Below are 23,766 nucleotides of genomic sequence, written 5' to 3' on the forward strand. Positions count from 1 at the left end.
GGGAGGTCATGACGGCCTGGGCCGCGTCGGCCGTGCTCGACAGCGCCGAGCAGGTCGTCGGCGAGCTGGCCGGGCAGATGGCCGACGTGTCGTTCGAGGCCGTCTGGAAGCACCTCGGCGACGCCGTACAGGTCGAGCTCAGGCATCACGTCGACCGCGACGAGCAGCCCAAGGCGCCCTCCGTCGAGGTGGAGGAATGGGGCATCACCTACGCGGGCGGCTCCCGGGTCCTGTGGGCCAGGCTGGCGGTGCCGGGCTCGGGGGAGACGGTGCTCGACGAGTGGTCGGAGGAGACCTCGCGGGGGCCCAACCGGCTGGGCTTCCTGGCCGACGCCAGCGACCTGCTCGCCGGCACGCTCGACCCCGACATGGTGCCGGCGATCATCGCGCAGATCGTGGTGCCACGGCTGGCGACGTGGTGCGCCGTCTACACCACCGAGGCCGCGTCCGCGCCGGACCGCCTGGCCTACCTGTGGCACTCCGACGAGTCCCGCATCGACCGGCTGCGCGAGGAGCTGGCCGGCCTGACGGTCCCACGTACCGTTGCCATGCAGCACCACGCCGACTCGCACGTCTTCGCGGTGCCGCTGACCGCCCGCGGGCGGGCCCTCGGCGTCATGTGCCTGGGCCGGCCCGACCGCTTCCCCAACGAGGCGGTGCAGTTTGCCGAGGACATCGCGCGCCGCGCCGCACTGGCGCTCGACAACGCCCGCCTGTACGCCCAGCAGGCCGCCGCCAACCGCGCCCTGCAGCGCAGTCTGCTGCCGCCCAGCGAGCCGGAGGTGCCCGGGCTCGACTACGGCGTCGTCTACGAGCCCGCCGGCGAGGCGAACGAGGTCGGCGGCGACTTCTACGACCTGTTCAAGGCGGGCGACGGCTCCTGGCGCTTCGCCATCGGCGACGTCTGCGGCACCGGCCCCGAGGCCGCCGCCGTCACCGGCCTGGCCCGCCACACGCTGCGGCTGCTGGCCAGGGAGGGGTACGGCGTGGCCGCGGTGCTGGGCCGGCTCAACCAGGCGATCCTGGAGGAAGGGGAGCGGGCCCGGTTCCTGACGCTGCTCCACGGCGAGATCACGCCGACCGGCTCGGGCCTGGAGCTGCGGATGGTTTCGGCCGGCCATCCCGAGGCCCTGCGGCTGCGGCCCAGCGGCGTGGTGGAGGCCGTCACGACGCCGCAGTCCCTGCTGGGCGTCTTCCCCGAGGTGGTCTTCGAGGCCGACACCGTCCACCTGGAGCGCGACGACGTCCTGCTGGCGGTCACCGACGGGGTGACCGAGCGCCGCAGCGGCAACCGCCTGCTCGACGACGACGGCGGGCTGAGCAAGATGCTGGCCGAGTGCGCGGGCCTGTCGGCCAAGGCGGTGGCCGAGCGGATCCGGCGCGGCGCCGCCGAGTTCGCCCCCGAGCCGAGCGCCGACGACCTGGCGATCCTCGTCCTGCGGGCGGCCGGCTAAGGCGTGCCGCATTTGCCCCTCTTTATGGGGAGATGCGTTTATGTGTCCGTTTGACGGGCAGGCTGGGGCGGGTGTGGAGCCGGACACTCCGGACAGTCACCCTCACAGTTGAGGAGCGCTCGCCATGAAGCACAAGGTACAGGTGGCACTCGCGCTCGCGGCGGGCTACTACCTGGGCCGCAGGCGCAAGCTGCGCGCGGCCGTGGCCCTGGCGCTGGCCGGAGCCGCCGGAGGGCTCAGGCGGGGCGCCGCGGGCGGCCTGCTCCAGCAGGGGATGAAGGCCCTCGGCTCCTCCCCTCAGGTGGAGGAGATGGCCAACCGCCTGCGCGGCGAGCTGATGGAGGCCGGCAAGGCCGCGGCCATGGCCGCCACCACCAGGCAGATCAACTCCCTGGCCGACAGGCTCCACGAGCGCGCCGAATCCCTGCGCCAGCCCGGGCCGCAGGCCCAGGAGGAGCCCCAGGCCGAGGAGGAAGAGGAGTACGAAGAGGACGAGTACGTGGAGGAGGAGCCCGAGGAGGAAGAAGAGCCTCCCCGGCGGACTCCCGCTTCACGGCGGCGTCCCGCCGCCACGCCCGGCGGACCGCGTAGGTGATGGCGATGACCCAGGCGACCGGCAAGCTCACCGACGAACTCACCGACAAAGCAGCCGCCCCGCAGCGGCCGATGGACCGGCTCACCGCCGAACTGCAGGGCCTGGCCCTGGCACTGGTCGAGCGGGCGCTGTCCGCCGCGACCGGCCGGGTCGAGAACCTGGCCGGACGGCTCACCGACGTGGCGGAGGGACGCGGGACCGGCCTGGCCGACGCCCTCACCGGAGGAGGCGGGGACTCGGGCGGGGGACCGCTGTCGAAGCTCGCCGAGCCGCTGGCCAAGGCGGCGAAACCTCTGGCCGACGTGGTCGAACCCGTGGCCAAGGCGGCCGGGCCGCTGGCGAAGGTGCTGGGGCCGCTCGCGAAGGTCAAGGACGCGGCGGGCCGCAAGGGCAAGCTGCGCCTGACCAACATCGTGGAGGCGGTCGACATCGGCGCGCCGGTCCGCGTCGTCTACAACCAGTGGACGCAGTTCGAGGACTTCCCGGACTTCACCAAGAAGGTCGAGCACGTCGACCAGGAGTCGGACGAGAAGGTCAGGTGGAGGGCCCAGATCTTCTGGTCCCATCGCGGCTGGACCTCCACCATCCTGGAGCAGGTCCCCGACGAGCGCATCATCTGGCGGTCGGAGGGCGACAAGGGCCACGTGGACGGCGCCGTGACCTTCCACGAGCTGGCCCCCAACCTCACCCGTGTCTGCATGGTCCTGGAGTACCACCCGAAGGGCCTGTTCGAGCGCGTCGGCAACCTCTGGCGGGCCCAGGGCAGGCGGGCGCGCCTGGAGCTCAAGAACTTCGCCCGGCATGTGATGACGCAGACCATGCTCCACCCGGAGGAGATGGAGGAGGACGGCTGGCGCGGCGTCATCCACGACGGCCGGGTGGTGGAAGAGGCCGAGGAAGAGGAAGAGGGAGCGGAAGAGGAAGAGGAAAAGGGAGCGGAAGAGGAAGCGGAAGCGGAAGAGGAAGAACAGCCGGAGGAGGAGCCGGAAGAGGAACCCGAGGAAGAGGAGGAAGAGCAGCCTCCGCCGCGCCCCGCCGCCAGACGACCGGCGGCCCGCCGCCGTGAAGAGGAGCCTCCGGTGCGCCGCCGCCGCGAAGAGGAGCCTCCGGTGCGCCGCCGCCGCGAAGAGGAGCAGGAAGCCCCTCCGGTACGCCGGCGCCGGCAAGCCGACCAGGGGTCCTCGCAGGAACGGCCCGTTCGCCGCAGGACGGGCACCCCGAGCGGTTGATCGAGGAACACACATGACCGTGCAGCCCGCCGGGGGCGGGGCCGTCGAACGGCCCGGCTCCACCAGCCTCGCCGACGTCATCGACACCATCCTGGACAAGGGCCTGGTGATCGACGCCTACGTCAACGTCTCGCTCGTCGGCATCCAGATCCTGACCGTGGACGCCCGGGTCGTGGTGGCCAGCGTCGACACTTACCTGCGCTTCGCCGAGGCCACCGAACGCCTGAGCCTCGGCGACGCCCGGGGCCAGGGGGTGCCCGAGATGGTCCAGGGGGCCCTCGGCGGCTCCGGCGGCCAGGCCGCCCTCGACTCCGGCGACCAGACGTTTCACGAAGAGCCGGAACCGGCTCGCGAGAAGTCCGAAGCCGACTCCGAGGAGGGGACTCCCCGGCGCTTCCACGAGAGGGACTGACATGACCCAGCCCGCTGGGGCCGACCACGGCTTTTACGTCTACGGGGTCGTGCCCGCGGACGTCGAGGTGTCCCCCGACGCCCGCGGCGTGGGGGATCCGCCGTCGCCGGTGGATCTGGTACGGCACCGCGAGATCGGCGCGCTGGTCAGCAAGGTCCCGCTGGACCGCCCGCTGGGCCGCCCCGACGACCTGGTGGCCCACGAGCAACTGCTGGACGCCACCGCCGCCGAGGTGCCGGTGCTGCCCATCCGCTTCGGCGCGGTCCTGAGCCAGGCGGAGGCCGTGGTGGAGGAACTGCTGGGACCCCACCACGACGAGTTCGCGGCCGCGCTGAAGGAGCTGGACGGCCGCGTGGAGTACCTCGTCAAGGGCCGCTACGTGGAGCAGGTCGTGCTCCGCGAGGTGCTCGAGGAGAATCCCGAGGCGGCGCGGCTGCGGGAGCAGATCGTGGGACAGTCGGCGGAGGCCACGCGGGACCTGCGCATCCAGCTCGGCGAGATCATCAACCAGGCCATCGCCGCCAAGCGCGAGGCGGACACGCGGGCGCTGGCCGAGCGGCTCCAGCCGTACTGCCTCCAGGCCGCCGTGCGCCCGCCCACCCACGAGCAGGACGCCGTCCAGCTCGCCCTGCTCGTCGAGACGGATCGGGGACCGGAACTGGAGGAAGCCGTGCAGGAGGTCGCGGAAAGCTGGGCGGAGCGCGTCACGCTGCGCGTGCTGGGCCCGCTCGCGCCGTACGACTTCGCGACCACCTCCCGGCAGGGGTGAGGAGCCATGGGACTGGTCGGCATGATCCTGGGCCTGCCGTTCGCGCCGTTCCGCGGTCTGGTACGGCTGGCCGAGGTGATCCAGGAGCAGGTGGAGCGGGAGCTCTACGATCCGGCGGCGGTGCGGCGGCGGATCGAGGAGATCGAGCGGGCCGCGGCGGCGGGAGAGCTGAGCAAGGAGGAGCGGGCGGCGGCCGTGGAGGAGGCCCTGGGCGGCATGACCGGGCCGGTGAGGGGTTGAGGCATGCCTGCAAGACGCAGGATCCGCGAAGGGGAAGCTGAGGCGCCGCCCAGGCGAGCGGCCCGCGAGGAGGAGGCGCCGCCCCCACGGCGGGCCCGGCCGGCGCTGACGGCGGCCACGGCCGGCGCCGAGGCGCTGCGCCAGATCGCCGAGCTGACCTCCCGCCAGACCGAGGGCGTCACGCTCGTCGAGCCGCAGGAGGAGGGCTGGCTGGTGGGCGTGGAGGTGGTCGAGGACCGGCGGATCCCGTCCTCCGGCGACGTGCTGGCGATCTACGAGGCCGAGCTGGACTCCGAGGGGAACCTGATGGCCTACCGCAGGGTGCGGCGCTACCGGCGGGGCAGTGACGTGGGGGAGCAGCGGTGACCAGCGAGCCGGCCCGGCCGGGTTTCCTCGGGTCGCAGCCGTACGGGTCGGGACGCGAGCCGGCGAACCTCGGCGACATCCTGGAGCGGGTCCTCGACCGCGGCGTGATCATCGCGGGCGACATCCGGGTCAACCTGCTCGACATCGAGCTGCTCACCATCAAGCTGCGCCTGATCATCGCCTCCGTGGACACCGCGCGGGAGCTGGGGATCAACTGGTGGGAGCACGACCCGTGGCTCAGCGGCAGGGACCGCGGGCTGGCCGAGGAGAACCGCCTGCTGCGCCGCCGCCTGGCCGAGCTGGAGGGGACCGAGCCGGAGCAGGTCGAACCGGCCAGGGCCGAGCCGGAGGAGGCCGAGCTGGAGAGGGGCGACGATGGCCGCTGACCTCGGGACGTACCTCTACGCGATCGCGCGGGAGCCGGTCCCGCCCTGTCCGGAGGGCCTGACCGGCGTCGCGGGGGAGCCCGTCCGCACGGTCGCCGGCTCCGGGCTGGTCGCCTACGTGGGCACCGTCCCCCTGGACCGGTTCGGCGAGGAACCCCTGCGGCGGTCCATGGAGGACCTGGACTGGCTGGGCGCGACCGCCCGGGCGCACGACCGCGTGGTGGCCGCGGTGGCGGCGTCGGCGCCCACCGCCCCCGTGCGGCTGGTCACCGTCTACAGCGGCGACGAGCAGGTGCGCGACCTGCTGGAGGAGCGGCGCGCGGAGTTTCTGGACGTCCTGGCCCGTGTCGCGGGCCGGGAGGAATGGGGCGTCAAGGCATACGCGGAACCGGTCGCCGAGACACCCGAGCCGAAGGCCGCGAATTCGGGCGCGTCGAGCCCGGGCACCGCCTACCTCAAGCGGCGGCAGGCGGGCCTGCATGAGCGGGAGCGGGTCTGGCGCGAGGCCGGAGCCCGCGCCATGGAGATCCATCGCGCCCTGAGCGGCATCGCGGTCGCCGGCCGCCTGCACCGCGCCCAGGACCCGCAGCTGTCCGGACGGCGCGACTGGATGGTGCTCAACGGCGCCTACCTCGTCGACCGCGACCGAGCCGGGGAGTTCCGGCGCGCCGTCGACCGGCTGCGCGGCCGCGGGCTACAGGTCGAGCTCACCGGGCCGTGGGCGCCCTACTCGTTCGCCGTGCTGGAGGAGGGCCGCCATGGCGTCGCCTGAACCGTCCCGCGCCGCCGTCCTGGCCGAGGAGGGACGGCTCCCGGCCGAGCGCGTGGCGCTGGTCGACCTGCTCGACCGGTTGCTCGCCGGGGGCGTCGTGGTCAGCGGCGACCTGGTGCTGTCGATCGCGGACGTCGACCTCGTCCGCATCTCCATCCGAGCCCTGATCATGTCGGTGCGTGACTGACCATGGAAGACACCCATCCCGTACGGCAGGCCCGGCTCCGCATCGAGACCGACGCGGAGGCGGTGGAGCGCGACCTGTCCCGCCTCGTCCTCACGCTGGTCGAACTGGTCCGCCAGCTGGTGGAGCGGCAGTGCGTGCGCCGCATGGAACGCGGCGACCTCACCGACGAGCAGGTCGAGACCGTGGGGCTGACGCTGATGCGCCTGGAGGAGGCCATGACGGAGCTGTGCGAGCGCTTCGACCTGTCGCCGAGCGACCTCAACCTCGACCTCGGCCCGCTCGGCACGATCCTGCCCGAGGACTGAAGATCAGCCCGCCCAGATGATGGAGTACACGTGGACGACCTTCGAGGCGTCGTCGATCACGTAGGACACCAGCCCGGCCGGGTCGAAGGCGTCCTCCTGGAAGTTGGGGTCGTCCGGGTCGGGCACGCCGCGGTGGTGCGGGTCGGAGCCGATGACGAGCAGCTCCTCGATGAGCGCCTCCCACGCCTCGGCGGGCAGGCCGGGGATCTCGGCGCTGGCGGAGACGTGGAAGTTGATCCGGTAGTTCACGGCCGGCGGCTCTCGCGCCCGGCGACCAGCTCGAACCAGCCGGGGATGACGTCCTCCGCCGGGACACCGTCGACGCCGGCGGCGGCCTCGGCGCGGGCCTGCTCGTATCCGGGCCGGCTGTAGGCGACCGAACGGCGGTGCCACATGTCGAGCGTGTCGGTCAGCTCCCCCCAGCGCCACGGCTCCCGCGCGGCGGTCCGCATGGCCGCCCGGTAGTCGCCCAGGAAGCGGTCGCGGTACCGCTCGGGCAGGCGGGCGAGGATGCCGCCCGGGTCGTGGGCGTCCCTTATGTCGTGCTCGGCGGGATGCGGCTCGACCGGCTGCTCGCTCACGAGTCCCCCTCAGTCGGATCTGTGCCGACATCAGGGTAACTGTCAGTGACCGGGCGACCCCGGCATCACGCTCCCGCGTGTCGGCGAACGCGCAGGTCAGCCCGCAGGTCCCTACGTCCGCCAGATCAGCACGAGCGCGGAGTCGTCCTCGGTGTTCCTCTTGTGCTTGACGATGGTGGCCAGCTCGGCGAAGCCGCGCTGGACGAGCGTGTCGGCCTCGCCCAGGAGCCGGTCGACGCCGGTCTCCGGATCCGTGCGCGGCCCGAACGCCCCGTTGGTGAACAGCATGAGGGCGTCCCCCTTCTGCAGGGTTCCCCGTGCCTTGGCCCACGAGGCGTCCTCGACGACGCCCAGCGCGATCCCGCGGGCGGGGGACGGCTGCCAGCTGCCGCTTCCGCTGCAGTAGTGGACGGCGGGCGGATGGCCGGCGCACGTGATCTCATACCGCCCGGTGAACAGGTCGAGGTCGAGGTGGATCGCCGTGACCAGCCGTCCTTCGCGGCCGCGCGTCAGGTAGGCGTTGCAGGCGGGCAGGAACTCGTCGGCGGGCAGCGAGGCGAGCAGCCCGCCGAAGCCGCCCGACAGCATGAGCGCGTGCGCGGCCGCGTCGTCGCCCTTGCCCGACACGTCGACCAGCGCGACCCGCAGCCGCTCCGCCTCGTGATGGGCCACGAGGAAGTCCCCGCCGAACAACGCGCCCGCCGCGGCCTGGACGCCGACCTTGCGCCCCCACCCCAGCGGCAGCGCCGGGAGCTGGTTGGTGGCCTTGAGCCGGGCCTTCAGGTCGAGCAGCGTCTGGTCGCCCCGCATCCCGTGCAGCCCGACGCTGTCGCGGTTGCGGGCCAGCCGCAGCGCCAGCGCCGCCGTGACGGCCACGATCGCCAGCTGGGCCGGCTCCGGGCGGACGCTCAGCGTCGCCACCGCGGAGATCGAGCAGGTGATGAGCACCACGACGACGGCGGGCACGCGCAGCAGCAGGCCGCTGGTGAGGACGATCGGCGTGAGCAGGACGGGCGGCACCCATCCGGTGCCGAAGGCGTGCGCGAGCGGCCCGACGGCCAGGCTGGCCAGGGTGAGGGCGGCCAGGAGCAGGCGGTGCCGCAGGAGGTCCTTGGCGGGAGCGGTGTAGGTCGAGGTCCTCGGCTCCCGCCCCAGGCCGGATTCGCTCTCCACCACCTGGTCGCCGGGCGTCCACACGCTCCGGACGGCTTCCTCGACTGACATGGTCCCCCCGCCGTGCCGGCTGATCACTCTCCGTGACGTGATCCGTCCAGTACAGCATGCCGCCGGGAGAACCGGCTGGTGACGACCTGTCAGACGTGCTTCCTGGCGAACTCCAGCCGGGCGGCCATCTGGGCGATCCGCTCGCCGACGACCAGCGACGCCCGTCCGGCCTCGTAGGTGTGCAGGCGGTACTCGCGGCCGTGCTCGTCGAGCTTGGCCAGGTACTTCTCCAGCTGCCTGCTGGACAGGCCGGCCTCCGCCCGGGCGGCCAGGATCATCACCGGGTGCTGCACCTGCTCGACGTAGGTGAGGGGCGAGCTGGCCTCGTAGCGTTCCGGGTGCTCGCTGGGCGGGCCGCCGAACAACGCGCGGTAGTGGGCCCTGCGGCCCTCCGGCATGTCCTCGTAGGCGGTCAGGAGGCAGGCGAGGGGCATCGTGGCGATCCCCGCCGCCCACAGCTCGGGCTGCACGCCCATGCCGAGCAGGGTCAGGTAGCCGCCCCACGCCTGCCCGACGAGCGCCGTCCTGCGCGGGTCGATCATGTCCCTGGCGACCAGATGGGCCCGCACGGCGGCCAGGTCGGCCAGCTGGGTGTGGCCGATGCTCTCGTGGACCGCGTCCCGCCAGGCCGAGCCGTACCCCGTGGAGCCGCGGTAGTTGACCCGCACGACCGCGTAGCCGTTGTCGATCCAGGCCGCCGTCTCGGGGGAGAAGGAGTCGGAGTCATGCGACCAGAGGGTCCTGTTCAGCAGGAAGATCGCGGGGTACGGCGGGGCGCCATTCTCGGGGAGGGAGACCATGGCGTGGATCCTGCCGCCCTCGCCCTCGACGTCGATGTCCTCGACGGGGACGCTGGCCGGGGCCGACGGCCCGCTCTGCATGACGGCCTGGCCGCTGGTGGAGCGGATCACGGGCGGGCGGGAGGAGGAGGACCAGGAGTACTCGACGTGGCCGCCGGGCCGGGGGCAGGCCGCCTCGATGACGCCGTGCGGGGTGTCGATGGAGGTCAGCCCGCCGCCCGCCAGGTCGTAGCGGTGCAGGTGGGTGCGGCCGCGGTCGTGCCGGACGAGGAGCAGGGCGCGGCCGTCGGGGTACCACTCGGCCTCCAGCTCGCCGGTGTCCTTGAGCCAGATCTCGCGCTGCTCGTCGGTGACGGGGTCCCAGACGAGGGGCTCGCGGCGGTTGCGGCGCTCGTGCAGGACCAGCAGGCGGCGGTCGCCGGGCACGGGGGCGAAGCCCAGGCCGGTCGTGCCCTTGCCGGGGCCGTCGAACAGCTCGCCGACCACCTCGCCGCACTGCCGTACCACCTTCAGGGCGGGGTGGTGCATGTCGCCGGACTCGGTGTGGTTGACGGCGATGAACGAGCCGTCCATGGAGATGCCGGTCACCCAGGAGGGACCGGCGCTCTGGGAGAGGACGCGGGGCTCCTCGCCGGGCCGTACGAGGTAGGTGGTGAAGGCGCCCGGGTAGGCCATGCTGAAGACCGCCGCGCCCGTCGCGGACAGGAAGATGGTGCAGCCCGGCTGCCCCGGCTCGACCCCGGGGGCCACGACCTCGTCGGGGCCGCCGCGGAACGGCTGGCGCATCCACACGCCGAAGTCGTCGCCTTCGGTGCAGCGGAACCAGTAGATCCACTGGCCGGTGGGGTCGATGGCGGCCTTGGCCGTGCCGACGGGCTGGTCGGTGACCTGCCGGGTGGTGCCGGTGCCGCGGTCCCAGGCATGCACCTGCCATGTGCCGGTGGCGTTGCTCCGGTAGATGGCGCGGTTCGGGGCCTGGCGCGCCCAGACGGGCAACGTCATGCGTGGCGCCCGGAACCTGGCTTGCCAGCGTTCCTCGGCCTTCATCCGCCGCGTTCCCTCCTTCGGCCCCGGGCGTCGGTTGCGGTCCAGTATTACGCCTGAGGCGGGAGAAGATGAGCAGATTGTGCTGGAATATGAGCTAATTTCAGCACAAATCACTCATCAGTAACATCTACCACACCAGCCCGTCAAGGAACGCCCTTGATCATGACCCTGCCTTGAAGCTAGAAAGATAGAAATTTGCCCTTGTCTTGAGCTGATCCGGATATTGGGCCAGGCGCTCCTTAAGTTGTGACATATCAGCATGCCATGCGCTAGGTCCCATCCCTGTCACCAGGAGGGCATCCTCGCGCGTGAGCAGCAGGTCGAAGCCCACTTCCCGCCTCGACTCCAGCGTGAACCCCTCCAGCCCGGCCGCCAGCCGCCGGTCCTTGTCGGGGTCGACCGACAGCAGCCCCAGCTCCTCCACCAGCGGGCTGAGGTGCCCGGGGGCGGGCGTCACCACCATCAGCGCGCCGCCCGGCCGCAGGATGCGACGGAACTCGGGCCCGTTGCGCGGCGCGAACACGTTGAGGATCACGTCGGCCACCGCGTCGGCGACCGGCAGCGGCCGCCAGACGTCCGCCACGAACGCTCCGGCCCGCTCGTGCGCCCTGGCCGCACGCCTGACCGCGTGCTTGGAGATGTCGAACGCCATGCCGATCGCCTGGGGGGCGGCGTCGAGCACCGCGCCGAGGTAGTACCCGGTGCCCGTCCCCGCGTCCACGACCAGCGGGTACGGCGGGGCGTCACGCAGCAGGCCGGCGACGGCGCCGGCGAGCGCCCGGGCCAGGGGCGCGTAGTGCCCGGCGGCCAGGAAGGCGGCGCGCGCGGCGACCATGGCGGGCGTGTCGGCCGTGCCCGGCGGCCGGGAGCCGGCCAGCAGGCTCACGTATCCCTGCCTGGCCACGTCGAAGGAGTGGCCCCGCTCGCACCGCAGGGCGCCTTCGCCGAGCCGTACCGGACCGCGGCAGACGGGGCAGCGCAGGTGTCCGGCGATGTCGGCGAGCATGCGTTCATTGTCCCGCCCGGCCTCCCGCCCGGCTCAGCGGGCCGCGGCCTCGGCCAGGAAGGCGGCGTTGGAGGGCGTCTCGCGCAGCTTGTCGATCAGCAGCTGCATGGCCTGCTGCCGGTCCAGCGCGCCGAGCATGCGGCGCAGCCGCCACACCAGGTCCCGCTCGCCGGGGGCCAGCAGGATCTCCTCGCGGCGGGTGCCGGAGGCGTCCAGGTCGACGGCCGGGAACAGCCGCTTGTCGGCGAGGGCGCGGCTGAGCCGCAGCTCCATGTTGCCGGTGCCCTTGAACTCCTCGAAGAGGTTGTCGTCCATGCGGGAGCCGGTCTCCACGAGCGCGGTGGCCAGGATGGTGAGGGAGCCGCCCTCGCGCAGGTTGCGTGCGGCGCCGAGGAGGCGCTTGGGCGGCTGGACGGCGCCCGCGGCGATGCCGCCGGTCAGCACGCGGTCCCCGCCGGGGGCGAGGTTGTTGTAGGCCCGTCCCAGCCGGGTGAGCGAGTCGAGCAGGACGACGACGTCCCGCCCGGCCTCGACGAGGCGCTTGGCGCGCTCGACGGCGAGCTCGGCGACGACGGCGTGGTCGCGGTCGGGGCGGTCGAAGGTGGAGGAGGCGACCTCGCCGGCGACGGTCTCGCGCATCTCCGTCACCTCCTCGGGGCGCTCGCCGATGAGCACCACCATGAGGTGGGCCTCGGGATGGTTGCGGGCGACGGCGGCGGCCAGCGCCTGCAGGACCATGGTCTTGCCGGCCTTGGGCGGGGCCACGATGAGGCCGCGCTGCCCCTTGCCGATGGGGGCGAACAGGTCGACGACGCGGGTGGTCAGCGACTCGGTCTCGATGGCGAGCCGTTCGGCGGGGTGGATCGGGGTGAGGTCGGCGAAGTGCGGCCGGTCGGGCCGGCCGGCCGTGCCGTTGACCGAGGTCACCTCGACGAGCCTGGCGCCGGAGGCGAGGCCGGCGACGTGGTCGCCGGGGCGCAGGCCCAGCTGTTTGACGCGGTCGGCGCTCAGCCGTACGTCGTGGGGGCCGGGGAGGTAGGAGGCGCGCAGGAAGGCGGCGCGGTCGCGGACGTCGAGCAGGCCGGAGACCTCCCTGACGGGAGCGGCCTGGCGAGGGATGGTCTGGACAGACATGGATCACCCTCCTTGAGGGCGGGAAGGGCACGCCGGAGCGGCGGTGATGGAACAAAGGCCGGGCCCTCGGCGAAGATGGGGCCTGGGAAGGCGGAGCGGAGCTCGACGCCGATCGCAACGTATCACACGTGCTGACCGGTGAACGCCTGGCCCGTTCGGGCTATTCCCGGGTGGTTGTCGGGAAAGTGCCCGTCAAAGTACCGCGATGCGGTGTGCACTTGGCCATGGAGCGCTCAGCGGCGCGGGGGCAGTGTGGATGCGTCGTGTCAAGTGCGCTGCAGGGCGCTCGCAACCCGGCGGCGTTTTGCTGAGGAAGTAGCACTCTTAGGGGGATCGCGATGAAGGCCAAGACCCTGTGTCCGAGGTGCCGGACCGAGCTGGACGAGGGGCCCATCCTGTACCGCTGCGCGCGGTGCCACAGGGCGGTGTACGCCGCCGACCTGGAGAACGAGTACGTTCCCCACCGGGTCGCCGTGGCTGTCTGAAACCCTGCTGTCTGAGCCCCTGCTGCCCGAGCCCACGCAAGGGCTCCTGCGACAATGGCGGCGTGCCGTACAAATCGCGAATTGTCGGAAATGTCGAGATAACGCCGCTGTGCGATGCGGTGGGACCGATGGGCCCCTCGCTGCGCCGGCCGTTCCTGGAGACGTTCCTCGGTGCCCCGTCCGACGAGGGCGAGTGGGTGCTTCACTTCCACTGCTACCTGCTGCGTGACTCCCGCGACCACGTGACGCTCGTCGACACCGGGGTGGGGCCCGTCGGCTCGCCCGCGTCGAGCTGGGCGCCCGTGCCGGGCCGGCTGCGGGAGGAACTCGCCGCCCTCGGGGTACGGCCGGCGGACGTCGACACGGTGATCTTCACCCACATGCACAGCGACCACTACAGCGGCACGGTCGTGGACGGCGAGCCGGTGTTCGCCAACGCCCGCCACGTCATCCAGCGGGCCGAGCCCAACCCGCTCGCCGAGCAGCTCCGCGACCTGCTGCACCTCGTCGAGGGCGACGCCGAGGTCGCGCCGGGCGTCTGGGTACGGCACACGCCCGGGCACACCCCCGGCCACCAGATCGTCGAGACCGGCGGCTTCACGATGGCCGGCGACGTCCTGCACCACCCGGTGCAGCTGGCCGACCCCACGATCCGGTACGTCTACGACGACGACTCCGACCTGGCGGCCAAGACCCGCCTGGACCTGGTCGCGCGCCTGCGGGCCGAGCGCCGCCTGCTCGCGACCGCGCACTTCCCCGAGCCGTTCGTCCAGCTCTGAGGACCGCCTGCCCGCGGCTCCCGCTCACGAGCTGAGCGCCGGCTGCTCCGCGAACAGCTCTTCGGGCAGCAGCACCGTCGCGGTCAGCCCGCCGTACGGCGAGGGCCCGAGGGAGACCTTGACGCCGCGCCGGGCCGCCAGCCGCGCGACCACGAACAGCCCGAGGCGGTCGCTCTGCGCGAGGTCGAACTCGGGGCTGGTGGCCAGCCGGGCGTTGAGCTCGTCGAGGTCGGACTGCTGCAGGCCCAGCCCCCGGTCCTCGATCTCGACGACCAGCCCGTCGGGCGTGTGCATGGCGCGCACGTCCACGCGCGTGGTCGGCGGGGAGAACAGCGTGGCGTTCTCGATCAGCTCGGCCAGCAGGTGGACGACGTCGGTGACCGCGGCCCCCTTGAGCTCCAGCTTGGGCGGCAGCGCCACCTCCACCCTGGCGTACTCCTCCACCTCGGCCGCCGCCGCCCGCAGCACGTCCACCAGCGGCACCGAGCGCCGCCAGCTGCGGCCGGGCGCCTCGCCGGACAGGATGATGAGGCTCTCGGCGTGGCGGCGCATGCGGGTGGTGAGGTGGTCGAGCTTGAACAGCTCCTCCAGCGTCTCGGGGTCGCTGGTCTGCTTCTCCATCACGTCCAGCTGGAGGAGCTGGCGGTGCAGCAGCGACTGGTTGCGCCTGGCCAGGTTGACGAACACCCGGCTGATGCCGTGCCGCAGCCTGGCCTGGCCCACGGCGGCGTCGACGGCGGTGGACTGCACCGAGTTGAAGGCCGCGGCGATGTCGGCGACCTCCGCCGTGCGGGCCTGGATCCGCAGGGGCGTGGTCTCGGCGGGGGCTCGCGGGTCCTCGCGCAGCCGCCGCACCAGGCCGCCCAGCCGGCGCTGGGCCAGCTCGGTCGCCGCGTCGCGCAGCTCGGCCAGCTCGCGCACGAGCCGGCGGCGGAAGCGCAGCGACACCAGCAGGGAGGCCACCACGGCCAGCAGGCCGACGCCGGCCGCCACGCCGATCTTGACGAGGATGGCGACGGCGGTGGGCGTGACCCGCCGGACCAGGCCCTGGACGGCCTGCGCCTGGTTGCGCTCGACCGCGGCCCACAGCCGCTCGCCGTCGGCGGCCCAGGAGGCGGACGACGGCGGCAGCGGCGCGCCGGCGGCCTGCCCGCGCAGGGTCTCCTCGATCTCCAGGAACCGGCGGTAGACCGGCGAGGCGGCGAGCCGCTCGTGGGGGCCGCGCAGCCCGGCGTCGAGGTGGGACAGCGCCTGGCCGAACACCAGCCGCCGGGTGGCGATCGTCTCGCGGACGGCCGTCTGCTCCTCCAGGCTCATCTTCCCGGCGGCCAGCACGACGACGATCAGCGCGCGTTCCCTGGACAGCAGCTCCTTGGCCTCGCCGAGCGCCGTGACCGCCCTGGCCTGGCGGTACAGTGCCATGTCGGGGACCAGGATCATCTTGTCGTACATGCGGAACGCGGCGTCGACCATGCGGTTGTAGACGCCCAGCACGGTCAGCGGCGCGGCGGTGCGCCGGTCCACCTGGCCACGGACCTCCTTGAGCCGGCCCAGCTCGATCTTCACCACGGTCAGCTGGATCCCCAGGTCGTCGGGCACGCCCTCCAGCTCGCCGGTGGAGCGAAGGAACGTCGCCACCGCGCGGTCGGTGGCGGTGCGCTGCGCGGCCAGGTCATGAGCGGCGCGCCGGCCGGTCATGAACTCCATCGTCGCCAGCCGTTCCTGCTGGAGACGGATGTTGACCTTCTCGGAGGGGTCGGCCAGCTTGCCGACCATGGTGTTGATCTCCAGCAGGCGCAGCCCGTCGCCGCCGGTCAGCACGGCGGCGAAGCCCCAGAGCGCGGCCAGCGACAGCAGCGGCACGAGCAGCAGGACGAGGAGCTTGAGCCCGATCGGGCGACCACGCTTGGGGGGCATGCGACCTCCGGGTGCATGATGAGATCGCCTCGCAGATTACACCCAGCTTTGAGGGGATTTCCGTGCGTCTTCCACGTTCGTTGTCCGGATGGACCATCGCCGTCTTCGGCCTGCTGGCCTTCGCCCTGGGCCTGTTCGGCCTCATCCGGCCGGAGTCCCTGCTGGCCCTGCTGGGTTTCGAGGTGTTACCGGTACGGCAGCCCGGCGACTACACGCTGGTCTACATGGCCGCTTCCTCGATGGCCGCGGTCAACATGGGCGTGTACTACATGCTCGCGGCGGCCTCCGACTGGACGCCCTTCTTCCGCTGGACGGTGCCCTTCCGCCTGCTGACGTGCGCGGTGTTCATCGGCCTGGTGGTCTCGGGCGCGGCCCCGCGCGAGTTCCTCGGCGTGGGCCTGTGGGAGGGGGCCGGCGCGCTGCTGACGGGCCTGGCGCTGTGGCGGGAGGGCCGCCTGCTCCCGGGAGAGCGGTAGGGGCCGCCTGCTCCCGGGAGCCGAGCAGGCGGCCCACGCTGTCACGCTCTACTGTCACGTTCTGCTGTCTTCCCGGGTGTCGCGGTGGACGAGACGGTCCGTCGGCTGGACGGCCGTCCGCTGCGCCGGCACGTCGGCCCGGGTGTCGGCATGGGCGGTGTGTTCCTCCTCCAGCTTGCGCTCCAGCTCGCGCTTCTCCGCCTCGAGCTGGGCGACCTTGTCCCTGGCCTCGTGCCGGACCGCACGCAGCCTGCGGCGGCGTTCGGCGGCCCGGCGGGTGCCCGAGTTGAGCATCGCGATGCCCACCAGCAGGACGGCCGCCACGGCGGCGCCGGCGAGGAACATCTCCAGGTGGTTGGCCGCCACGCTGTATCCGAAGGCGCTGAAAGTCGCGTCCGACGTGGTGCTCGCGTTGACCGAGACGAACGCGATGGCGCCCGCGGCGGCTAGAACCAGTAACAGACCCAGCACTACCATGGTGAACTCACTCCCTGTTGTCAGAGCGAGTTCCCCTCTGCCCTCCGGATGGTTCGTGAAACCAGCGCCTGGACAAGTGCCGCACTGGTTCAGCGGGATACGGCTGCGCAACGCTCGTCGATGAGCTCGCGCAGCCGGTCCACCGGCAGGGAGCCGGGCGGCAGCTTCTCCCGCGCGGCGCGCACGGCCTCCCGCTGCAGCACCTCGTTCACCGGGGCGGGCACCCCGTGGAGGCGGCCCAGCAGCACGATCTCGCCGTTGAGGTAGTCCGCCTCGATCGAGCCGGTCCCCCTGGCCAGGCTCTGCCACGAGGAGCCGCCCCCGCGCGGGGCGCCGCCGATCGGCCGCAGGTCCACCTGGTCGCCCCGCTTGTCGCGTTCCTCCTGCGGAGAGGTGTGGGCGAGGCCGGCCGCCGAGAGCACCGTCCGCCCCTCGGCCCTGGCCCGCTCCGCCAGCTCCGCCGTCCCGTCCGCGTGGCCGCACAGGGCCTCCACCGCGTTGCCGAGGTTGCCCAGCAGCTTGCCGTACTTCCACCTCATGACGTCCGGCACGGCCTCCGCCGCGAACCGGCTCTTGGCAAGGTCAGCCGCCAGGCGCTCCGCCAGGTCGTCCACACCCTGGGGATAGCGCCCGACCTGCAGCATGCCCGCGTACGGCCAGCCGTACGCGGCGACCACGCCGGGCTCCAGATGCGCGGCGGGAAGCCAGACGCACACGCCGTACACCCGCTCGAACCTGCGCAGCGCCATCGCCTCGTTGGCGACGCCGTTCTGCGCGCACACCACCGGCAGGTGCCGCGGCCACGGTTCCAGCGCGGCGATGGTGTCCTGCGACTTGGTGGCGACGATGAGCACGTCGTCGTCCCTCGTCTCCACCGGGCTGTCCGCGCAGGGCACCTGGAGGACCTCGACGGACTCCGGGGTAAGCAGGCGCAGGCCGCCCTCGCGCAGCGCGGCGTGGTGGGCGCCGCGTGCCACCAGCAGGACCTCCTGCCCGGACCGGAACAGCTCGCCGCCGATGGTGCCGCCGACCGCGCCGGCGCCGATGATGACATAACGCATGCGCCGAATCTAACGGGCATCGCCACGCCCTCCTCCGGCGGCTACTTGGCCAGCACGACCTCGGGGGCGGCGGCGGGGGCAGCCACGGGCCTGAACCGCTCCCGCATGATCGTCTTGAGCACCCGCCAGCCGTCGCGGACGGCGTGCAGGTTGCTCTCGCCGTGCAGGCGGCTGTGCTCGTGGCTGGCGACCTCCTGGATGAGCAGCCCGGCCTGGGCGGCGCGGATGTTCATCAGCGTCTCGATCTCGAAGCCGTCGCAGTCGAGCTGCAGCACGCCCAGGTGACGGGCCCAGAAGGCGTTGTAGCCGTAGCACAGGTCGCTGTAGCGCGTGCCGTACAGCAGGTTGGTCAGGCCGGTCAGCACCCGGTTGCCCATCGAGCGCACGGGGCTGATGTCGTCGGAGCCGCCGCCGGGCAGGTAGCGCGAGCCCTTGGCGAAGTCCGCGCCCTCGACCAGGGCCCGGACGAAGGCGGCGATCTCCTTGCCGTCGGTGGAGCCGTCGGCGTCGATCATCACGATGATGTCGCCGCGGGCCGCGGCGAAGCCCTCGATCAGCGCGTTGCCCTTGCCCTTGCCGGACTGGACGACCACGCGCAGGTCGGGGCGCAGCCGCCGGGCGACGGCCACGGTGTCGTCGACGGACCGGCCGTCCACCAGGATGACCTCGTCGATCCAGGTGGGCAGCGTGGCGAAGACGTGAGGAAGGTTGGCGGCCTCGTTCATGGCCGGGACCACGACGCTGACGGTCGGGTTGTGGACGGTGGTGCTCATGCCGCAACAGTGCGCCCGCGCGCCTGCAGTCCGCTTGACAGCCTCTTGCTAGCCGGCCAGAAGGGTCGTTAAGGGACGCAGATCGTGATGCCGCCGGGCAGGATGCCGGCTTTGAGGGTCTTGGCCGTTCCGCGTGCGCCGCCGTCGAGCTCGTACGTCCGGGGCACGGCCAGCTTGACGGACACCTTCCTGGCCCGCGTGATGCGGATGAACGGCGACTCCTCCGACCGCCCGGCGGCCATCCGGCCCAGCAGCCGTCCCCACTCCAGCCTGCTGCCGGCCGTGGCCACGCCCACCTCCAGCCAGCCGTCGTCGGGCCTGGCGTCGTCGAAGGCCTCGATGCCGCCGGTGATCGTGCCGACGTTGCCCAGCAGCACGCAGCTCGCGTCGCCCTCGAACCAGTCGGTTCCGTCGATCTTGATCCTGGTCGGCGTGGTCGTGCCTCCGGCGTGCCGTAAGCCGGTCCAGACGTAGGCCAGCCGGCCCAGCCGTTCCTTCAGGCCCCGGTCGGCGTCGGCGATCATCTCGGCGTCGAAGCCGACGCCCGCCATGACCGCGAAGTGCTCGCCGTTCAGCCGGCCCAGGTCCAGCTTCCTGCGCCGGCCCTCGAAGCCGATGCGCACGGCCTCCTCCAGGTCCTCGGGGACGCCCAGGTTGCGCGCCAGCAGGTTGGCCGTTCCCGCGGGCACCACGGCGACCACCGCCTGCGACCCGGCCAGCGCGTCGACGCAGCGCTGCACCATGCCGTCGCCGCCCCACACGAAGATGAGGTCGGCGCCCTCCTTCAGCGCCTTCCTGGCCTTCTTCGGCGCCTTCCTGCTCTTGGGCACCTCGTACCACAGCAGCTCGCCGACCTTCCGGTCGGTGATGCGCACGCGCAGCTCGTCCAGCCCTCCGCCGAGGGTCTTCTTCCGATGGGAAATGACCGCGATCTTTCGCACGCACCAACGGCTACCCCGCGGCGGGCCCGGGAATCCCCGCGGGTTCGAGGGGAACGAGAGGGACATGTCTGGTCACGGACACGGCCACTGGGCCGCGAGGGTCTGGCACGCGCTGACCCCCCACAGCCACGACAGCGCCGGCAAGACCGACACCGCGCTGGAGGCCAGCAGCAAGGGCATGCGTGTCCTGGCCGTCTCCTTCGCCGTGCTGACGGGCACCGCCCTGATCCAGGCGGTGATCGTGGCGTTCTCCGGCTCGGTGGCGCTGCTCGGCGACACGCTGCACAACTTCGCCGACGCGCTGACGGCCGTGCCGCTGGCCATCGCCTTCGCGGTCGGCCGCCGCGCGGCCACCCGGCGTTACACCTACGGGTACGGCAGGGCCGAGGACCTGGCCGGGATCGTGATCGTGCTGCTCATCGCCGCCTCGGCGGCCCTGGCGGGCTACGAGGCCGTCAAGCGCCTGATCGACCCGCAGGACCTGCGCGGGCTGTGGTGGGTAGCCGCGGCGGGCCTGGTCGGTTTCCTCGGCAACGAGTGGGTGGCGCGCTACCGGATCGCGGTCGGCCGGGAGATCGGCTCGGCGGCGCTGGTCGCGGACGGGCTGCACGCCAGGACCGACGGCTTCACCTCCCTGGCCGTGCTGCTCGGCGCCGGCGGGGTCGCGCTGGGCCTGCCCTGGGCCGACCCGGTCGTCGGCCTGCTGATCACCGTGGCCATCCTCTTCGTGCTGCGGGACGCGACGCGCGAGATCTACCACCGGCTCATGGACGCGGTCGACCCCGAGCTGGTGGACCGGGCGGAGCAGGTCCTGGAGGGCACCGAAGGGGTCGAACGGGTCGGGTCGGTACGGCTGCGCTGGATCGGCCACTCGCTCCGCGCCGAGGTGGAGATCCTCGTCAAGCACGACATGCCGCTCGTGGACGCGCACGCCGTCGCGGTGCGGGCCGAGCACCGGCTCATCCACGAGCTGCCCCGGCTGCGCGCCGCGACCGTCCACGCCGACCCGCTGGGACCGGACGGGACCGACCACCACGCCGTGCTCTCCGGCCATCGTTGAGGAAAGACCCTTTCCTCGATGTCCCGTAGCGTCTTCGGTGTCAACCGAGCTGCTGGACGTCGAGCCGTACTTCAACCGGCCCGGGCCCGACGGGCGGCGCGATCGTCCACTGGCACGTCGACGACCTGACCGGGACCTTCGAGCGGCTGCTCGCCATGGGCGCCAGGGAGTACCAGCCCCCGACCAGGTGGGGCGACGCGGGCTTCGCCACGGCCTCGGTGGTGGACCCCTTCGGGAACATCCTGGGGATCATGTACAACCCGCACTACCTGGAGATCCTGGAAGCGCTCAAGGGCGCCTGAGCCACCGCTCGTCGCCCCACACGGACGCCGGATCCACGTAGGGGCGCAGCAGCGCGACGAGCTCGCGGTCGCCGCGCCCGTTGAGGTCGTCGGAGGCGATCTTCCTGGCCGCGCCGGCGAGCACGTCGGCGACCTGGACGCGGGCGTCCGACAGCGAGTGGACCAGGCGCAGGCCGGCCAGCCGCTGCGGCCGGGGCAGCATCTCGGCGAGCAGCGCGACGCGCTCCTCGGTGAGGGTCGTCTGCCGGTCGTGGACGACGGTGACGGGCTCGCCGTCCCGGCTCCAGTGCTCGATCGTCCGCACCAGGGCCGGGATCAGCGGGTCGAGGGGCGGAACGGCGACCGCCTGGCCGCCGAGCAGCCGCGCGCGCAGCCCGGCGGCGTCGGCGCCGGTACGGCGCAGCAGCGCCACGACCTCGCCGGCCTCGCCGTCCAAATCTTCACGTGGGAGGGCCCGGACGGCGCTCGCGTAGGACTCGGCGCTCGCCTCGGCGTCGGTCCTGGCGCGCATGAGCGTGTTGAAGGCGTCGAGGAAGGCCGCCCATCGCGCGCCGCCGAACCTGGCCGGCCCCTCGCGGTGGAGGGCGATCGCCTCCGCCTGCCGTACCTCTCCCAGAAGCAGCTGGACCACCTTGCCGACGGCGAAGAAGGTCTTGTCGACGAGCACGACGTGGGCGTTGCCCGGCAGAGGACTGCCGGGGCCGAGCAGCCAGGCCAGAGCCGCCCGGTGCTTGTCGCGCAGCAGGATGCCGGCCTTGTACTCGACCGTGGGAGAGGGCGCGCGCCGGCGGATCTCCCGCATGCACTCCGCCGCGGCGGCCGGGCTCAGCGACACGCTCGCGTGGGCGAACACGTCGGTGTTGCCGCCGATGAGCCGCTCGCCCTCGGCGCCCGACTCGTCGCAGGCGATCTCCCTTACCGACATATCTGGACATTGAACTGGCCTGCCGCGCCCACGCACAACAGGTTTGCGTCCCTGCGCGCGATCCGGCAAAAGATCCGGCGTGCTTTGTGCGCGGACACCGTGCAGGGCTTGGCAATACTTTGCATTACCCCATGCCAAGATCTCCTTGTCAGGACGGCGGGCGGCATACAGGCTTTCCTCGCACACGCTCATTCGGCGACGCATGACTATCCGGCGCCGGCGTGAATGCGTTCCGAAAAACGCGAGAACTCTTCCAAGGCGCACGGCCTCCATAATCCGAAAGGTTTCCATACAAGGTGAGAGCGTCACACGGATCCCGCCGCGTCGGCGTCGGCGTCGTGACGGTCGCCCTGGCGGTTCTGGGACCGGTCCTCGGACCCTGGTCCCCCGCCCCGGCGACCGCAGAAGGCAGGCGGGGCGACAGCAGCGAGAACACCTGGACCATCGTCAACTCGCCCCGCGAGGCGCAGACCGTCACGCCGTCCGGCGTCACGGTCACCGTCACCAAGACGATGCTGGACGGCGCCGTCGTCAGGAAGGCCGAGGCGCTCCCTGCCGACCGCACGGCCCCGGCCGACGAGTTCCTCGAACCCGTCAACGCCAAGGCGGCGCCCGGCATCAGCGACCTGTACGAGGAGTTCAGGGTGCGGCCCAACGGGTGGACCGGGGTCGCGCGCCTGACGTTCAAGTTCTCCGAGCCCGTGCGCAACCCGCGGCTGCACGTCGCCGGCACCGGCGGGGCGACCGCCGACGGCAAGGGCAACGACGAGCGGTACTGGCCGGCACTGCGGCTCGTCGGAGCCGGCGAGCAGTTCTTCAGCCGGGCGGCCGGCTTCCCCGGCTTCGTGGTGGACGACACCGCCATCATGCCCAGGAACGTCTCGGCCCCGGGCGAGCTGACCTGCGGCATCGTGTACATGTGCGGTTCCGCGCAGGTCAACGGCACGATGACGGAGTTCACCGTCGAGCTGCTGGCGCGGAACGTGCGCGAGAAGGCCGCGGCGGGCGAGCCCTTCCTGTGGGGCGTCTTCCGGATCTCGCTGGAGGAGGACGACTCCGACGCGCCCGCCTCCTACGGCGCCGCCTCCCACGTGGTCACCAGGACCTACCTGGGCAAGAACGTGACCGCCGACCAGCTCGGGACGCTCAGCTTCGAGCCCCGGAGGCTGAGCGCGCAGGACGACGACGACACCCTGGGCTCGCTCGGCTCCGCCCGCATGACCGACCTGCGCCCGGGCCGGCAGGTGTCGCTGACGGTTCCGGCCACGACGCCGTCCAGGGCGGCTCTGAGCGGCTGGCTCGACTTCGACCGCGACGGCACGTTCGAGTCCGGGGAGGTCGCCAGGACCACGACCGCCACCGGCGTGAACGACGCCACCCTGACCTGGACCGTGCCGGCCGACGTCCGCTCCGGGTCCACCTGGCTGCGCCTGCGGCTGGCCGACAGCGCCACCCAGGTCGCCGCGCCCACCGGCTGGGCCGCGAGCGGCGAGGTGGAGGACCACCCGTTCACGATCGAGGCGGCGGAGAAGATCACGATCGAGCACCAGGCGCAGCGGACCGCCGTGGGCAAGGGCGAGAAGGCGACGTTCGTGACCGTCGTCAGGAACACCACCGACGAGCCGCAGCGGGCCACCATCGCCCTCGACATGCGCGACGTCGTGGACGACGCCGTCCTGCAGGACACCCCCAAGGACGTGCGGCCGCTGGACTCCTCGACGCTCGTCTGGAGCGGCACGATCCCGCCCGGCGGCCAGAAGGTCATCAGGATCGACGCCAAGGTCAAGCAGCAGGACCTGGGGGACAAGCAGCTGGCCTCGCGCGTGATCCCGCACCGGGAGTCCATCTGCAGCCCGGCGGCCTGCCGGGCGGTCGCCGAGGTCACCGACAAGAAATAGCCACCGCGGAACAGCGGGCGCTCTCCGTCGCCGCGACCGGTTTCCACACCGGTCGCGGCGACGCGCTTTTGTGCAGTTTCGCGAAAAATGGCGCGCTACGACAATTTGCCGCGCCCTTACCGCTCACGCGCCGTATCCCCTGGTCACCAGGGGTACGGAACTCGC

General features: G+C 72.3%; 29 protein-coding genes. 17 read left to right on the forward strand and 12 right to left on the reverse strand.

Annotation, left to right across the window (positions count from 1 at the left end):
* The first annotated feature begins 8 nt into the window (after positions 1–8).
* The 11 genes from BSB02_RS01465 (at position 9) to BSB02_RS01515 (ending at position 6,715) form a co-directional block, all read left to right on the forward strand.
* Positions 9–1,454, forward strand: coding sequence for a PP2C family protein-serine/threonine phosphatase (locus BSB02_RS01465; RefSeq protein WP_240506093.1), 1,446 nt, complete (start codon positions 9–11; stop codon positions 1,452–1,454).
* Between the two features lie 124 nt (positions 1,455–1,578).
* A complete protein-coding gene (locus BSB02_RS01470) occupies positions 1,579–2,049 on the forward strand; it encodes a hypothetical protein (protein WP_084955744.1) in 471 nt (156 codons plus the stop codon).
* A gap of 5 nt (positions 2,050–2,054) precedes the next feature.
* Positions 2,055–3,278, forward strand: coding sequence for an SRPBCC family protein (locus BSB02_RS01475; protein ID WP_143590125.1), 1,224 nt, complete (start codon positions 2,055–2,057; stop codon positions 3,276–3,278).
* A 13-nt stretch (positions 3,279–3,291) separates the two neighbouring features.
* The gene (gene gvpJ, locus BSB02_RS43850; protein WP_084955746.1) at positions 3,292–3,690 is read left to right on the forward strand and encodes a gas vesicle protein GvpJ; all 399 of its coding nucleotides are present in this window, start codon (positions 3,292–3,294) and stop codon (positions 3,688–3,690) included.
* Between the two features lies 1 nt (position 3,691).
* On the forward strand, positions 3,692–4,459 hold the full coding sequence (locus BSB02_RS01485) for a GvpL/GvpF family gas vesicle protein (RefSeq protein ID WP_084955748.1): 768 nt from the start codon (positions 3,692–3,694) through the stop codon (positions 4,457–4,459).
* Between the two features lie 6 nt (positions 4,460–4,465).
* Positions 4,466–4,699: a gas vesicle protein GvpG gene (locus tag BSB02_RS01490; RefSeq protein ID WP_084955749.1), complete on the forward strand. Its 234-nt coding sequence runs from the start codon at positions 4,466–4,468 to the stop codon at positions 4,697–4,699.
* 3 nt (positions 4,700–4,702) lie between these two features.
* Positions 4,703–5,065, forward strand: a complete 363-nt coding sequence (gvpO, locus tag BSB02_RS01495) for a gas vesicle protein GvpO (RefSeq protein WP_084955751.1) — start codon at positions 4,703–4,705, stop codon at positions 5,063–5,065.
* On the forward strand, positions 5,062–5,451 hold the full coding sequence (gene gvpJ, locus BSB02_RS01500; protein WP_084955753.1) for a gas vesicle protein GvpJ: 390 nt from the start codon (positions 5,062–5,064) through the stop codon (positions 5,449–5,451). The genes gvpO and gvpJ (BSB02_RS01500) overlap by 4 nt, the downstream gene beginning before the upstream one ends.
* Positions 5,441–6,223 (forward strand): GvpL/GvpF family gas vesicle protein, encoded by a 783-nt coding sequence (locus BSB02_RS01505; RefSeq protein ID WP_084955755.1) that lies wholly within the window; start codon positions 5,441–5,443, stop codon positions 6,221–6,223. Before gvpJ (BSB02_RS01500) ends, BSB02_RS01505 begins: the two co-directional genes overlap by 11 nt.
* Complete coding sequence (locus BSB02_RS01510) at positions 6,210–6,410, forward strand: gas vesicle protein (RefSeq protein ID WP_084955757.1); 201 nt, start codon at positions 6,210–6,212, stop codon at positions 6,408–6,410. Before BSB02_RS01505 ends, BSB02_RS01510 begins: the two co-directional genes overlap by 14 nt.
* Before the next feature lie 2 nt (positions 6,411–6,412).
* Positions 6,413–6,715, forward strand: a complete 303-nt coding sequence (locus BSB02_RS01515) for a gas vesicle protein K (RefSeq protein WP_084955759.1) — start codon at positions 6,413–6,415, stop codon at positions 6,713–6,715.
* A 3-nt stretch (positions 6,716–6,718) separates the two neighbouring features.
* On the opposite strand, the gene BSB02_RS01520 is transcribed toward BSB02_RS01515, so the two are convergent.
* The 6 genes from BSB02_RS01520 to rho all read right to left on the reverse strand — a co-directional run bounded on the left by BSB02_RS01520 (position 6,719) and on the right by rho (position 12,507).
* Positions 6,719–6,964 (reverse strand): hypothetical protein, encoded by a 246-nt coding sequence (locus BSB02_RS01520; protein WP_084955761.1) that lies wholly within the window; start codon positions 6,962–6,964, stop codon positions 6,719–6,721.
* Positions 6,961–7,296 (reverse strand): DUF6247 family protein, encoded by a 336-nt coding sequence (locus BSB02_RS01525; protein ID WP_084955763.1) that lies wholly within the window; start codon positions 7,294–7,296, stop codon positions 6,961–6,963. The genes BSB02_RS01520 and BSB02_RS01525 overlap by 4 nt, the downstream gene beginning before the upstream one ends.
* Positions 7,297–7,407: 111 nt before the next feature.
* A complete protein-coding gene (locus BSB02_RS01530; protein ID WP_143590126.1) occupies positions 7,408–8,520 on the reverse strand; it encodes a PP2C family protein-serine/threonine phosphatase in 1,113 nt (370 codons plus the stop codon).
* 89 nt (positions 8,521–8,609) lie between these two features.
* Positions 8,610–10,322 carry a S9 family peptidase gene (locus BSB02_RS01535; RefSeq protein ID WP_240506094.1) on the reverse strand — a complete coding sequence of 571 codons (1,713 nt, stop codon included), beginning with the start codon at positions 10,320–10,322 and terminating at the stop codon, positions 8,610–8,612.
* Between the two features lie 205 nt (positions 10,323–10,527).
* Entirely contained in the window at positions 10,528–11,373 is an 846-nt protein-coding gene (locus BSB02_RS01540) for a putative RNA methyltransferase (protein WP_084955768.1), read from the reverse strand.
* Positions 11,374–11,406: 33 nt separating this feature from the next.
* Positions 11,407–12,507, reverse strand: coding sequence for a transcription termination factor Rho (gene rho, locus BSB02_RS01545; RefSeq protein WP_084955770.1), 1,101 nt, complete (start codon positions 12,505–12,507; stop codon positions 11,407–11,409).
* Positions 12,508–12,845: 338 nt separating this feature from the next.
* Here rho and BSB02_RS41000 point away from each other — a divergent pair, with 338 nt between their 5' ends.
* Together BSB02_RS41000 and BSB02_RS01550 are read left to right on the forward strand one after the other, a co-directional pair.
* Positions 12,846–12,992, forward strand: a complete 147-nt coding sequence (locus tag BSB02_RS41000) for a hypothetical protein (protein ID WP_169729335.1) — start codon at positions 12,846–12,848, stop codon at positions 12,990–12,992.
* 128 nt (positions 12,993–13,120) lie between these two features.
* Positions 13,121–13,771 (forward strand): MBL fold metallo-hydrolase, encoded by a 651-nt coding sequence (locus tag BSB02_RS01550; RefSeq protein WP_084955772.1) that lies wholly within the window; start codon positions 13,121–13,123, stop codon positions 13,769–13,771.
* 24 nt (positions 13,772–13,795) lie between these two features.
* Here BSB02_RS01550 and BSB02_RS01555 read toward each other — a convergent pair whose 3' ends face one another.
* The gene (locus BSB02_RS01555) at positions 13,796–15,688 is read right to left on the reverse strand and encodes a nitrate- and nitrite sensing domain-containing protein (RefSeq protein ID WP_084955774.1); all 1,893 of its coding nucleotides are present in this window, start codon (positions 15,686–15,688) and stop codon (positions 13,796–13,798) included.
* Between the two features lie 62 nt (positions 15,689–15,750).
* Here BSB02_RS01555 and BSB02_RS01560 point away from each other — a divergent pair, with 62 nt between their 5' ends.
* Positions 15,751–16,164 (forward strand): hypothetical protein, encoded by a 414-nt coding sequence (locus BSB02_RS01560; RefSeq protein ID WP_084955775.1) that lies wholly within the window; start codon positions 15,751–15,753, stop codon positions 16,162–16,164.
* Positions 16,165–16,218: 54 nt separating this feature from the next.
* Here BSB02_RS01560 and BSB02_RS01565 read toward each other — a convergent pair whose 3' ends face one another.
* The 4 genes from BSB02_RS01565 to BSB02_RS01580 all read right to left on the reverse strand — a co-directional run bounded on the left by BSB02_RS01565 (position 16,219) and on the right by BSB02_RS01580 (position 19,416).
* Positions 16,219–16,641 carry a hypothetical protein gene (locus BSB02_RS01565; RefSeq protein ID WP_143590127.1) on the reverse strand — a complete coding sequence of 141 codons (423 nt, stop codon included), beginning with the start codon at positions 16,639–16,641 and terminating at the stop codon, positions 16,219–16,221.
* 89 nt (positions 16,642–16,730) lie between these two features.
* A complete protein-coding gene (locus BSB02_RS01570; RefSeq protein ID WP_084955779.1) occupies positions 16,731–17,702 on the reverse strand; it encodes a ketopantoate reductase family protein in 972 nt (323 codons plus the stop codon).
* 41 nt (positions 17,703–17,743) lie between these two features.
* On the reverse strand, positions 17,744–18,475 hold the full coding sequence (locus BSB02_RS01575; protein WP_143590128.1) for a glycosyltransferase family 2 protein: 732 nt from the start codon (positions 18,473–18,475) through the stop codon (positions 17,744–17,746).
* A gap of 68 nt (positions 18,476–18,543) precedes the next feature.
* Positions 18,544–19,416, reverse strand: a complete 873-nt coding sequence (locus BSB02_RS01580; RefSeq protein ID WP_240506095.1) for a diacylglycerol/lipid kinase family protein — start codon at positions 19,414–19,416, stop codon at positions 18,544–18,546.
* 64 nt (positions 19,417–19,480) lie between these two features.
* On the opposite strand from BSB02_RS01580, the gene BSB02_RS01585 reads away from it, so the two are divergent.
* Both BSB02_RS01585 and BSB02_RS01590 read left to right on the forward strand, forming a co-directional pair.
* Positions 19,481–20,476: a cation diffusion facilitator family transporter gene (locus tag BSB02_RS01585; RefSeq protein ID WP_240506096.1), complete on the forward strand. Its 996-nt coding sequence runs from the start codon at positions 19,481–19,483 to the stop codon at positions 20,474–20,476.
* 155 nt (positions 20,477–20,631) lie between these two features.
* Positions 20,632–20,778 (forward strand): hypothetical protein, encoded by a 147-nt coding sequence (locus BSB02_RS01590; RefSeq protein ID WP_206184458.1) that lies wholly within the window; start codon positions 20,632–20,634, stop codon positions 20,776–20,778.
* Here BSB02_RS01590 and BSB02_RS01595 read toward each other — a convergent pair.
* Entirely contained in the window at positions 20,765–21,703 is a 939-nt protein-coding gene (locus tag BSB02_RS01595) for a hypothetical protein (RefSeq protein ID WP_084955781.1), read from the reverse strand. The genes BSB02_RS01590 and BSB02_RS01595 overlap by 14 nt on opposite strands.
* 296 nt (positions 21,704–21,999) lie before the next feature.
* Here BSB02_RS01595 and BSB02_RS01600 point away from each other — a divergent pair, with 296 nt between their 5' ends.
* Positions 22,000–23,601: a GEVED domain-containing protein gene (locus BSB02_RS01600; protein ID WP_143590129.1), complete on the forward strand. Its 1,602-nt coding sequence runs from the start codon at positions 22,000–22,002 to the stop codon at positions 23,599–23,601.
* Positions 23,602–23,766: the final 165 nt, after the last annotated feature.

Origin of the sequence: Thermoactinospora rubra, from assembly GCF_002093975.1 — a bacterium.
In the GTDB taxonomy this organism is placed as follows: Bacteria; Actinomycetota; Actinomycetes; order Streptosporangiales; family Streptosporangiaceae; genus Nonomuraea; species Nonomuraea rubra_A.